General features: G+C 37.5%; 10 protein-coding genes. 9 read left to right on the forward strand and 1 reads right to left on the reverse strand.

Going from position 1 to position 12,381, the window contains the following annotated elements; translation table 11 throughout:
* Nucleotides 1-30: 30 nt before the first annotated feature.
* The 5 genes from KO513_RS18450 to KO513_RS18470 all read left to right on the forward strand — a co-directional run bounded on the left by KO513_RS18450 (nt 31) and on the right by KO513_RS18470 (nt 6,198).
* Nucleotides 31-2,241, forward strand: coding sequence for a bifunctional alpha,alpha-trehalose-phosphate synthase (UDP-forming)/trehalose-phosphatase (locus KO513_RS18450; protein ID WP_215914659.1), 2,211 nt, complete (start codon nt 31-33; stop codon nt 2,239-2,241).
* Nucleotides 2,242-2,258: 17 nt separating this feature from the next.
* Complete coding sequence (locus tag KO513_RS18455; RefSeq protein WP_215914660.1) at nt 2,259-3,446, forward strand: nuclear transport factor 2 family protein; 1,188 nt, start codon at nt 2,259-2,261, stop codon at nt 3,444-3,446.
* Between the two features lie 6 nt (nt 3,447-3,452).
* The gene (locus KO513_RS18460; RefSeq protein WP_215914661.1) at nt 3,453-4,625 is read left to right on the forward strand and encodes an MFS transporter; all 1,173 of its coding nucleotides are present in this window, start codon (nt 3,453-3,455) and stop codon (nt 4,623-4,625) included.
* Between the two features lie 138 nt (nt 4,626-4,763).
* Nucleotides 4,764-5,564 (forward strand): DUF3667 domain-containing protein, encoded by an 801-nt coding sequence (locus KO513_RS18465; RefSeq protein ID WP_215914662.1) that lies wholly within the window; start codon nt 4,764-4,766, stop codon nt 5,562-5,564.
* 157 nt (nt 5,565-5,721) lie between these two features.
* Entirely contained in the window at nt 5,722-6,198 is a 477-nt protein-coding gene (locus KO513_RS18470; RefSeq protein WP_252735992.1) for a hypothetical protein, read from the forward strand.
* A 326-nt stretch (nt 6,199-6,524) separates the two neighbouring features.
* Here KO513_RS18470 and KO513_RS18475 read toward each other — a convergent pair whose 3' ends face one another.
* Nucleotides 6,525-7,022, reverse strand: a complete 498-nt coding sequence (locus KO513_RS18475) for a hypothetical protein (RefSeq protein WP_215914663.1) — start codon at nt 7,020-7,022, stop codon at nt 6,525-6,527.
* A 317-nt stretch (nt 7,023-7,339) separates the two neighbouring features.
* Between KO513_RS18475 and KO513_RS18480 the strand changes: the two genes are divergently transcribed.
* From KO513_RS18480 to KO513_RS18495, 4 genes are all read left to right on the forward strand, one after another.
* Nucleotides 7,340-8,263 (forward strand): NAD(P)-dependent alcohol dehydrogenase, encoded by a 924-nt coding sequence (locus tag KO513_RS18480; RefSeq protein WP_215914664.1) that lies wholly within the window; start codon nt 7,340-7,342, stop codon nt 8,261-8,263.
* 447 nt (nt 8,264-8,710) lie between these two features.
* A complete protein-coding gene (locus KO513_RS18485; protein ID WP_215914665.1) occupies nt 8,711-9,649 on the forward strand; it encodes a nuclear transport factor 2 family protein in 939 nt (312 codons plus the stop codon).
* A gap of 383 nt (nt 9,650-10,032) precedes the next feature.
* Entirely contained in the window at nt 10,033-10,608 is a 576-nt protein-coding gene (locus tag KO513_RS18490; RefSeq protein WP_215914666.1) for an outer membrane beta-barrel protein, read from the forward strand.
* Between the two features lie 137 nt (nt 10,609-10,745).
* Entirely contained in the window at nt 10,746-12,362 is a 1,617-nt protein-coding gene (locus KO513_RS18495) for a M1 family metallopeptidase (protein WP_215914667.1), read from the forward strand.
* Nucleotides 12,363-12,381 lie beyond the last annotated feature (19 nt).

The raw sequence follows: 12,381 nt of genomic DNA on the forward strand, positions 1-12,381 counted from the left end.
AAATATAAAACACAGCAAAATATCCAATTTATGGGCAAAACTATCATAATCTCAAATAGACTACCCGTTCAGTTACAAATTAGCAACGGGACCATTACCGCAATACCTAGTGTGGGTGGATTAGCCACGGGAATGAAATCCGTTCATTCCGGGGGCGATAGCCTATGGATTGGGTGGAGCGGCCTTACCGAGGAAGATATCTCTCCCGAATTGGAACCTAAGATAGACGAGGCATTGGCGGAGCACGGTTCCTCTAAAGTAAAGCTTACGGAAGACGAAGTAGATGGGTTTTATTACGGGTTTAGTAATAGAACCATTTGGCCCTTGTTCCATTACTTTTTGGAGTATTCAGAATTTCAACTGGATTACTGGAACACCTACAAAAAAGTGAATCAAAAATTTGCCGATGCCATTCTGGACAATGCTGCCGATGGCGATACGATTTGGGTACACGATTACCAGTTAATGTTGGTACCGCAAATGGTTAGGGAAAAAAGACCAAATGTGTCCATAGGTTTCTTTTTACATATCCCGTTTCCTTCTTTTGAAATTTTCAGGACACTGCCTTGGCGTGAAGAATTGCTAGAAGGGGTTTTAGGTTCGGACCTTATCGGTTTCCACACCTATGATTATGAAAGGCATTTTCTTAGTTCCGTAAGGCGATTGTTAGGGCTAGAAGTAAGCTTTAACGATATTTCTATGGGCGACCGTTTGATAAAGGTTGATTCGTTTCCTATGGGTATCGACTACAAAAAATTTAGCGAAGCGGCCAAAATACATTATAACAAAGCGGAAGACGAACAGTCCGAACTACAACAACGCCTGAACACACACAAGAAAACGGACCCAGATGCAAAGTTCTTTTTATCCATAGACCGCTTGGATTACAGTAAGGGCATTGCCAAACGACTGTACGCTTTTGAATACTTCTTAAATAAATATCCACAGTATAAAGAAAAGGTGAGGCTGATTATTCTTGCTGTACCTTCCCGTTCCAATGTACCGCAATACCAATTATTAAAAAGAGAAATAGACGAATTGGTAGGGCGAATTAACGGTGAATTTTCTACCGTAAGCTGGACGCCCATTTGGTATTTCTACCGATCTATGCCGTTTGAAAACCTTATAGACCTATATACCTCTAGTGATATTGCTTGGCTTACCCCATTACGAGACGGAATGAACCTTGTGGCAAAAGAATACATTGCTACACGAACAGATCAGACCGGGGTTTTAATTTTGAGTGAAATGGCGGGTTCTGCCAACGAAATGAATGAGTCGCTATTGATTAACCCCAATAACTTTGAACAGACGGCAGATGCGCTGCACGAGGCTATAAACATGCCCAAGGAAGAGCAAAAAGCAAGAAACTCCATACTTCAAAAAAGGTTGGCACGCTACAACGTAGAAAAATGGGCCAATGATTTTATGACCTCATTAAAATCCCAGAACGAGCGCGAGGCGGCAAATGTATCCCGTAAACTAACGGATAAACTATTGTCTCCTATAGCCGAAAAATATAGCAAAGCCAAAAAGCGACTATTGTTTCTGGATTATGACGGAACTCTGGCCGGTTTTAACAACGACCCTCAAAAGGCCGGTCCGGACGAGCAGCTATACCAATTGTTGGATACACTGAACAACCAACCCAATACCGTATTATATTTGATAAGCGGAAGGGACAAGGATACCTTTACCAAATGGTTCTTGCCCAAGAAATATAATATGATAGTAGAACACGGTGTTTGGATATCTCAGGAAGGTGAGCCTTTTAGAATGCTGGAAAACGTAAAGAACGATTGGATGGAACACGTACGTCCTGTTTTGGAGTCTTTTGTAGATCGTACACCGGGAAGTTTTATTGAAGAGAAAAATTACAGCCTGGCATGGCATTACAGAAAAACCGACCCTGATTTTGGGGACAAAAGAGCCACAGAACTTTCTGAAACCCTGACCAGCCTTATTGGTACGGATGATTTAAGTTTGCTTAACGGAAATAAGGTAGTAGAGGTAAAAAGTAGCAATGTAAACAAGGGCCGAGCTTCTATGCGTATTCTAGGAGAGAACGATTATGATTTTGTTTTTGCAATTGGCGATGATTGGACGGATGAGTTCATGTTTCAAGAATTACCGGAAAGTACGGTAACCGTAAAAGTAGGGCGCCAAAAAACCTCAGCTAAATATTACGTGGAGAATACCCTTAAAGTTAGAGATCTTTTACAGAAATTTGCTGAACTGTAAAAAGCCAACCCAACCAGATGAAAATAAAATACGTTCTAATTGTAACCTTACTGTTTTCTATTCCTAACATTTACGCCCAACAGAATACGGAAGTATATCTTTTGGACATAAAAACGGTAAACGGTAAAACCGAAATGGTAAACCCGAGAAATATAAGTAATAACGAAGGCTATGACAACCAACCTTCTTTTTACAATGAGAATACTATTTTATTTTCATCTACGCGGAAAGGCCAAACGGATATTGCCAAGTACGATGTAAAATCCGGGGCGTTAACATACATTTCGGATACACCGCAGGGCAGCGAGTATTCCCCGTTAAAAATTCCAGGGAGAAATTCTACCTCGGCAATTCGTTTGGACACCACAGGGCTGCAACGTCTCTATGAATATAGTATTTGGGACGGCAGTTCTACCGAAATCCTTAAAGACCTGAAAATAGGTTATCATGTTTGGTTCGATGAAAAAACCATTGTTTCTGCGGCCTTGGGCAATACCGGCCTTAACCTGGTAATTTCCGATGTAGAAAATGGCAGCCATGATACCATCTATAACAACGTAGGGCGTTCACTTCATAAAATTCCCGGCAAGAACCTCATCAGCTTTATTAGTAAAAATAGCGACCCTTGGGAGGTAAAATCCCTGGACCCAAAAACTGGAAAAATCAAGACCATTACCCCAATGTTCAAAAATATTGATGATGTCTGTTGGTTGGCCAACGGCCACATTATAGCTGCCGATAACAAAACCTTAATGGAGATAGCTCCAGAGGAAAGTAAAGAGTGGAAACGCTTCTTGCGATTGGACAAAAAGGGGCTGAACAACATTAGCCGGATTGCGGTAAGCCCTAACGGCAGTCACCTTACCTTGGTAGTGGAACAAACACCCGAAGCCATTGTTCAAAATCAACTAGATGCGTACAATGCCAGAAACCTAAACGCTTTTTTAAATACGTATTCGGAAGACATACAAGTTTACGATTACCCCAATACACTCATATACCAAGGAAAAGACAAATTAAAAGAAACATACAAGACCTTTTTTGAGTCCACGCCAGATTTACACTGTAAAATTAGGAACCGTATTATTCTAGGTAATAAAATCATAGACAAAGAAAAAGTTACCGCCAATGGCAAAGTGTTTTGGGCCGTTGCCATTTATGAAGTGGAGAACGGCAAAATTGCCAAGGTTACTTTTATCAAGTAATTTATATTGAAGCCTAAAGCCCATATACTCCCTATAATCATACTTTCGCAATTTGCCTGTACCTCCTTATGGTTTGCCGGTAATGCCATTGTAGATGAATTAACCTTAAAAACAGGGTTAGGGCCTGAAATTATTGGCTATGTGCTCTCTTCGGTACAGTTCGGTTTTATTATTGGCACATTGGTTTTTGGTCTTTTTATGATTGCGGACCGCTTCTCGCCTTCCCGTGTTTTTATGACCTGTTCCGTTTTAGCGGCAGCCTGCAATTTTCTTTTGCTCTCAGAAACCCTTTCTGAATGGACGCTGCTCTTAGCCCGTTTTGGCACAGGTTTTTTTCTTGCAGGTATATATCCCGTAGGAATGAAAATAGCGGCAGATTATTATCAAGAAGGATTAGGAAAAGCTTTGGGGTATTTAGTTGGTGCACTTGTTCTAGGAACCGCTTTCCCCTATTTTGTTAGTGGCACCAGTTTAGGTAGTGATTTTACATTGGTCATAAAAATCACCTCTGCCCTTGCTATTGTAGGTGGCGTTCTGTTGTGGATGTTGGTTCCCAATGGACCGTTTCGGAAACCCAGTGCCAAGCTTTCTTTGGGCGCAGGCCCGTTACTTTTTAAACTACCCAGTTTTAGACAAGCTGCTTTTGGGTACTTTGGGCACATGTGGGAGCTCTACGCCTTTTGGGCGTTTACACCATTGGCACTTAAGACCTACTGCACCATTAGCGGTGCTGAATTGTCCGTTCCCTTGTCTACTGGAATTATTATTGCATTAGGCGGACTCTCATGTGTTTTTGGCGGGTTAATCTCCTTACGAATAGGCAGCCGTAAAGTGGCAGTAATTTCATTACTCCTTTCTGGACTTTTTTGTTTGCTTTCCCCCCTACTCTTTATGCTTCCTAAAGAATTGTTTTTAGTAGGGTGGAGTTTTTGGGGCATGGCCGTTACGGCAGATTCTCCACAATTTTCGAACCTAGTAGCCGGCTCAGTACCTGCAGAATTGAAAGGTACGGCATTAACCTTGGTAAATTGTATTGGTTTTGCCGTTAGTATTTTTAGCATACAGCTACTGTCTAATCTTGCGGAAACCATACCCCTTGCTTACCTATTTACCGCTTTGGCCCTTGGTCCAGCCATTGGACTTTTAGGCCTACTAGGGAAAAATCAAAAGAACGGTTGAGTTAAAAATCACAAACAACTCTTGTAAGAAATTAGCACTAGTATAAGTAAACTAAATTTGTATTTTAGTTTAGAATTTAAACTAATAGCCTTATGTCAATTGATATCGTTAGGTTAGAAGATAACTCTTGGGTAATAGATGACAAGCTGTAAAAATTGCAATTCTACAATTGATGAAGAAGATAATTATTGTAATGAATGTGGTGCTCAAATAATTAAAGAGCGAATAACAATAAAAAGATTATTCTCACACTTACTTGCTGCTTTAGGCTGGGATAGCAATTTCGTTGTCACCTTGAGGTACTTAATTTATAAACCCCAAGTAGTTATCCTAGAATACGTAAATGGAACAAGAAAGAAGTTTGCGAACCCTTTTTCTTTATTTGCAATTATCACGGCTATTTCCTTATTGCTATTTAATCAATATTCTGAGCAATATATTAAGATGTCAAATAACCAAAATTCACCCTATGAAGAAACTTATAAAAACCATTTACCTACCGATATTGAACAAAATAATTTTTCGGCTGAGTTTAATAATAGTAAAAATGAAATCAACCGTGATGTTATGAATTATTCATTGAAATATTATAACCTCTTAGCTTTTCTTCTTCTTCCTCTCTATACACTTATTTCTCATATTGTCTTTGGTAAGGCCTACAACTTTGGAGAACATCTAGTAACCAACACATTTATACAAAGTATACTGGGGTTATTTGGCATTTTACTATTTATTTCAAGTCTTTTAGTTGGTGTCAATCTGTTCTTTACAGGCATGTTTATTTTACCCTTATTTTATTACTCTCTTACATACAAAAAGCTATACCATCTCAAGTTTGGTCAAATATTGCTAAGCGTTTTAAAGTTTATTGGGGTGATTCTTTTATTATTCTTAATATTAGTACTTATTGGTTATTTATGGAACCCTAGTAACAAATAATTAAAGCTAGTTTCTTTTGCATATGGCATGAAGTAGATTTCGTTTTGAGTTATACTATATCACGCCAACAATTAAAAATATCTCTGAAAATGAAAAAAAAAACATCAAGGCATTTATCAAAGAAATTGTTCCAATTATAGTCGGTATTTTGATAGCTATGTATATTAATAATTGGAATGAAGACAGAAAAGACAAGAAATACATCAATCAAATATTTTCATCTATCAATAAAGAGTTAGCCGAAACCAACATAGATATCACCGAAAAACTAGGCATACATGAATCCCTTATTGATACTGTAGACTTTTACTTAAAAAACGATTCAACATCTATTTTAGAGATAATACGAAAAGCTGAAGGCATTAAGATTCCTTCAATAAGAATTAACTCCTGGAAAGCTATCTCCAATTCAAAAATTGAATTAATAGATTATGAGAAAATTTCTGCTTTGGCCAATATTGAAGAACAAAAAGAAATTTTACAAATAAAAAGTGAATACCTGTTGAATTTTCTTTACGCAAATACAAATGAAACAGAAAGAAGTAAAAAAGAACTCCTAACAATCTTGATTAAAGATATTATGGTAACGGAAAAAATGATTCAAAATGAAATTGATAAAAATAGAAATGATTAGAAAGTTGGAACGAATGATCACAAAACGGACTGTTCAAATTTGAACTTAACACAACTGGAACTGAAGTTCTAAAACGTAAAAAACCTGTAGAGTTCACAAATCGTTTCAGAATTCCTACCTTTTTTGACATTTGCGACGGTTACATCTATTTTATTACTAATACTCAAATAGATAATTTAGACGGTAACACAAATAAGATTCTAGACACAAACAAACTAGAGCCTTATAAAATGATGAAAATTAAAGTAGATTGAAAAAACTAGCTAAACAAAAAAAAGGTAAAGCCAATAGCTTTACCTTTTTTTGTTATTTATAATACTACACTTTTATTTTTGACAAAGTGTTGCTGTAAAGGCTCCATCTATACTGTTTTCTCCTTTTTCAGCATCTCCCCCTTTTACTCTTCCAGAAATGGTAGTTTCGGTAACTTCCGTAATAATAACCTCTGCTCCAAAATACGAAGCTGTCCCAGAATCCTCTCCGTCCTTATAGAAAAAATAAGGGCCGTTTCCTTCATACTCACCTGGTTCTAATTCCGTTTCAGACTCCACGAAAAAGGAAACATCTCCAATAGATTGAAACTCATCACACTCCTCTACTTCACTAAAAAGTTTAAATTCATAACCTGCATCTCCAAAACTTTCTCCTTTTGTAAAATGAGTAGTTGCAGGAGTAAAGGCTACAGAATTTACTAAGCCGGAAACCGCTGCTGTACTAATTTCAGCTTCTTGAGAACCTTCTTCGTCCGTTTCGTCTGTTGAACAAGAGATAAAAAAAGTACTGCATGCTAAAACAAGACTGGGGATAATGAAATTACGTTTCATCTATTTTTTTTTAAGTTTAGAAAGAATTGAACGAATAAAAAATCAATTTATTTAGTGAGACCACCCATTATGTATAAATGTCCTTCTTGGTAATGAAGAAAATTGTAGTAACATTGTGGGCATAAAGAAGATTATCTATTCACTACCAACTGTTTACATTTAAAATTGACAAAATTCATAGAAATAATGATTTTCTGACCAAGTGAAAGGATTTACGTATTTTTATAAGGTTGCAAGTCTAGTTGATCTATTAATAGCCATTTGCATGTGGCTCCCCAGAAATCATTACATTACAAATTGAGACCTAAAAAACCTTTATGAAAGCTGCTGTTTATACGGAGTACGGTCCTCCAGAGGTTCTAAAATCAACAGAAGTTGAAAAGCCTAGCCCTGCTGATAATGAAATTTTAGTAAAGATACATGCGGCAACGGTTACTTCTGGTGACGCAAGGCTTCGTAGTTCAGACTTCCCTGCAATTTTCTGGTTGCCGGCAAGGCTCATATTCGGGCTTTTTAGACCCAAAAAAAGAATTCTTGGTCACGAATTGGCCGGTGTTATTGAGGCTATAGGAAAAGATATAACCAAATTTAAAGTTGGTGATCAGGTCTTTGGAACAACAACTATGCTTTCCGGAGGTTCCTATGCAGAGTACGTATGTTTACCTGAAGAGTGGAAACATGGCGTAGTAGATTTTAAACCAAAAAATCTCAGTTTTAAAGAAGCAGCGGCTTTACCCATTGGCGCTATGACAGCCCTATTCTTATTGGAGAAAGCAAATGTAAGTCAAGCTCAAAAGGTATTGGTCTACGGTGCCTCCGGAAGCGTTGGTAGCTATACGGTTCAAATAGCGAAACATCACGGAGCTACTGTAACAGGTGTATGTAGCGGTTCAAATTTTGAAATGGTAAAATCGCTTGGTGCAGACCATTTAATAGATTACAAAAAAACCGATTATTCTGACCTTGACCATACATTTGATATTGTTTTTGATGCAGTGGGAAAGACCTCCAAAACAAAAGCCAAGAGTGTTTTAAATCAAGCAGGAAGCTTTGTCACCATAAAAATGATGACCAAAGAAAAAACGGAACACCTTTCAAAAATTAGAACATGGGCAGAAGAAGGAAAACTGGTTCCTTATATTGACCGAAGTTTTCAGTTGGATGACATCGTAAAAGCACATGCCTATGTTGACAGTGGACGAAAAAAAGGTAATGTTGTTATTGAAATATTACCGTCTTAAATAAGCTTCACTACATATTTAGTTGCTATTTTAATTTCCCCCATGTACCAAGCGTAAAATTAGTTCCTTACTGCTTCTTCTACCAATGCTTTGATAAGTAAATCCTGGGGTTCGGACAGTTTAAAACCCTATTCGTCCATAAAGGACAGTTCCTTCTTAGAATTATCGATTTCTTTAAAATAATAATCGGATTGTTGACACTGCTGTTTAGAGATAAAAAAAGGGACACCTATGCCCTTCTCTGTTACCATGTAAGTAGGCAACACCAAAATTGCGATTAGTATTTATCCCTCCGGTCCTTAGCCTAACATTGATACCCCCCGAAAAGTACGATATAAGTAATTTTCAGAATACCATAATTACCTGATAGTGTAATAATTAAATATTTAATGTTTCAAAAAAAAACTCCAAAAAGCTTAACCAAGCTAATAATTTAAACCAAGTACAATGAAAAAAACAATTTTTACGCTCGTTATGATGACATCGCTCATCACATTTGCCCAAAAGAAAAACGGAACAGTTTATAAGGACCACCCGGCCATTGATGTAGTTGCTAGTTTTACTCAGGCATTTGTAAAAGGAGATTCTACTAAGTTAGCTAGTATGCTAACCGAAGATTTTAAGGCATACAACGGTCTTTCCCAAGACCCTAATCCCGAAGGCACTGGAAAAGCTAAATTCGTAAAAAACTCGTACCGTTGGTTTGATGAACTAGATTATTTTTCAGTTTCTGATTTTCCTGGTTCATACCCCGATGCCATTGAGTACAAAGAGGATAATAAGGAAAATGAGGTCTGGGTTCAAACATGGGACTTATTAAAAGGCATCCATAAAACTACGGGTGTAAAATTTTCTTCGCCAACGCATCGTCTTGTTTTAGTTACCAAGGACAATAAAATTAAAATGACGATCGAATACCTAAACGAAAGCATTTTTGATGAGTTGAGAGCAAGTTTTGCTGACCGTACCAACGGTACAATTTACAACCATCATAACAATATCAATACCGTAAGAAAAGCTGTCTATGCATTCGAAAACTCAGATTTGGACAAGGCTATAAGTTACTATTCCGAGGACGCCTATTTTTATAACATAAATGACGATTTTAATACTCCTGGAACACGAGATCAAGTAAAAACTATCCGGCAAAAATTTCTCGACGATTTTGAAATTAAAAGCATTGAAATGATTGGCTATCCCGACTATTTGGAATATGAAATGGACAACGGAAGGTCTGTTTTATCTTGGTGGGATTTTCACCTTATCAGAAAATCGGACAAGAAAGAAATAGACCTACCCATTCATCTTAATGATAACTTTGACGAAGAGGGTAAAATAACATCTGAAGTTATTTACTATAATAAATCACTACTACTGGAAAAGTAATAATTTCGCCGTGAAGTACAATGTACTTCACGGCATTTTTAAATTAAATGCAAATACAACTATAAAATTAAACACCTTCACTACCGGCAATAGCCTTGTCGTATGAGACTATTTGATGAAGCGGTTGCCTGAAGCCAATTTGCAGTTTTACTAAGTGTATGTATTGCATAAAAAACAGGTGCTCAAAAAAAGACAAAGCAATATCTAATTAGTGGATTTACACAGCCAATTACAACACAACGTATATCATCATTATAAGAAATTCGTGTGCCAGATTTACTTTCCAAATCCGTTTTTCCATTGTTCGTTAATTGCAGTATTTCATCGATTTTAAAATTACATATTTGTAGGAAAAATTACATTCGCCCTTAAAATATATAGTTATGTCCGCTACATTAAGGTCGTTTGTTTTCTGCTTACTCTTAACCCTATGTTCAATTCATTTTGTTCAGGCCCAACCCAATAAAGGGCGATTTATAAAGGCATCTATTGGTTATGGCATTACTTTGCCTCTAGATGAGTACAACATAACTGGTTCGGGATTTTACACTCAAGGAGAATATGTAATTGGTATACGCAAGTGGTTTGGTATAAGACCTTATGCCGGAGTTATTTTTACCTCTCCAAACGAAACTGTTACGGACGCCAACCTCCTACAATACAAGGTTACGGCCAAAGCCTTTATGATTGGAGGCAAGGCCCGTATAGTTGCGCCCATACCCTATGTTGCTCCCTACTTTGAACTTGGTCTTGGCACGTCTATAGGTTCTTTTGAGACTTACACCCCAGCAACTCATATAAAAGCTAATGGAGTACAATTTCATGTTCCTTTTAGTATAGGTCTCGCCATAGGTAAAAAGCACGATTTTGAACTTGAATTCACCTATTACACCTACCCTTCATTGGAACAAGTTTCAGGAGCAATGGCACTGGGCTTTACTTTTCCCATAAACCGATAACTTATTTCCAAACAAAATTAATCATGGCCAATGCGAGATATAGAGACCTTGCATTTTCTATTAAATTCTACATAAATAAGAGGCATCAAAAATTTTAAAACTCTATCTTGAACCTTGTTCAAAAGATTTAAGATTTTATGAAGAAAAAAATGCTAGCATTCATGCTGATGGGAATAACATCGGCAGCTATTGGTCAGGAATTTACGGAACAGGATACCTTAAGAGGAAGCATTACCCCTGAACGGGAATGGTGGGACCTTAACTACTACCATCTTGATGTTGCCGTAGACCCGGATAAGAAGTTTATTTCCGGAAGCAATACCATCCGCTATAAAGTGTTGAAGAAAAACCAAGTATTGCAGGTAGACCTTCAACCTCCATTAACTATAGAAAAGGTAACTCAAGACGGGAAAAAGCTTGAAGTTGTTTCTAACGGTAATGCCCATTTTGTTCAACTGAAGAAAAAGCAAAAAAAGGGCGATTTCAACCAAATAAAAATATACTACTCAGGGCATCCAAAAGAAGCCGTAAATGCCCCGTGGGACGGTGGTTTTTCTTGGAGAAAAGATAATAACGGAAAAGACTTTATAGCCACCTCTAACCAAGGATTGGGAGCAAGTGTATGGTGGCCCAACAAAGATCATATGTATGACGAGGTAGATAGTATGCTCATAAGTGTAAAAGCTCCAAAAGGACTCATGGATGTTTCTAACGGTAGGCTAAGAAAAGTAGACAAGGATACAAATACATACCATTGGTTCGTTTCAAACCCTATTAATAATTACGGTGTAAATATCAACATTGGCGATTATGTTCATTTTGGCGAAAAATATGATGGGGAGAAAGGTACGTTGGACATGGATTATTATGTGCTTCGCGATAACCTAGAAAAGGCCAAAGAACATTTTAAAGATGCTCCAAAAATGATGAAGGCTTTTGAGCATTGGTTTGGCCCCTACCCCTTTTATGAAGACAGTTTTAAGCTGGTAGAAGTTCCGTATTTAGGAATGGAACACCAAAGTTCCGTTACCTACGGTAATCAATATAAAAAGGGTTATTTAGGTCGAGATTTGTCCGGCACAGGTTTGGGGCTGAAATTCGATTTTATAATCATTCACGAGGCCGGTCACGAATGGTTCGCTAACAATATTACCTACAAGGATATTGCGGATATGTGGATCCATGAAAGTTTTACGGCTTATTCCGAAAATCTGTTTTTAGACTTTTACCTGGGCAAAGAAGCTTCTTCTGACTATGTGGTTGGTACCCGTGCCCTTATAAAAAATGACAAGCCTATTATTGGCCCATATGATGTAAATACAGAAGGTTCGGGAGACATGTACTACAAAGGCGCCAATATGCTGCATACCATACGGCAATTGATTGGTGACGATGAAAAATGGCGACAGATTCTTCGGGGTTTAAACAGCGAGTTTTATCACCAAACCGTAACCACTAAGCAAATTGAAGACTATGTTTCAAAAAAATCGGGAATAGACTTGTCCAAAGTATTTGATCAGTATTTACGTACTACCATGATTCCTGTTTTTGAATATAAAATTAAGGGCAACCAACTAGAATATAGATATACCAACACTGTTGACGGTTTCCATATGCCACTCAACGTTTTGATCAATGGCAAGGCCACTACGCTTACACCAACCAACGAATGGCAAACCCAACAGTTAAAGGGCAAGCTTTCTACATTGACAGTAGACCGCAATTATTACCTAAACCATAAAGAAGTAAAGTAATACACAAAACACCATAAAA

It is taken from the genome of Zobellia sp. B3R18 (assembly GCF_018860715.1).
Lineage (GTDB): Bacteria > Bacteroidota > Bacteroidia > Flavobacteriales > Flavobacteriaceae > Zobellia > Zobellia russellii.

Coding starts and splice junctions, on each gene's coding strand:
- KO513_RS18480 (WP_215914664.1), top strand. CDS start 7,340: ATGAAAGCTGCTGTTTATACGGAGTACGGTCCTCCAGAGGTTCTAAAA.
- KO513_RS18455 (WP_215914660.1), top strand. CDS start 2,259: ATGAAAATAAAATACGTTCTAATTGTAACCTTACTGTTTTCTATTCCT.
- KO513_RS18495 (WP_215914667.1), top strand. CDS start 10,746: ATGAAGAAAAAAATGCTAGCATTCATGCTGATGGGAATAACATCGGCA.
- KO513_RS18485 (WP_215914665.1), top strand. CDS start 8,711: ATGAAAAAAACAATTTTTACGCTCGTTATGATGACATCGCTCATCACA.
- KO513_RS18470 (WP_252735992.1), top strand. CDS start 5,722: ATGTATATTAATAATTGGAATGAAGACAGAAAAGACAAGAAATACATC.
- KO513_RS18465 (WP_215914662.1), top strand. CDS start 4,764: ATGACAAGCTGTAAAAATTGCAATTCTACAATTGATGAAGAAGATAAT.
- KO513_RS18450 (WP_215914659.1), top strand. CDS start 31: ATGGGCAAAACTATCATAATCTCAAATAGACTACCCGTTCAGTTACAA.
- KO513_RS18475 (WP_215914663.1), bottom strand. CDS start 7,022: ATGAAACGTAATTTCATTATCCCCAGTCTTGTTTTAGCATGCAGTACT.
- KO513_RS18490 (WP_215914666.1), top strand. CDS start 10,033: ATGTCCGCTACATTAAGGTCGTTTGTTTTCTGCTTACTCTTAACCCTA.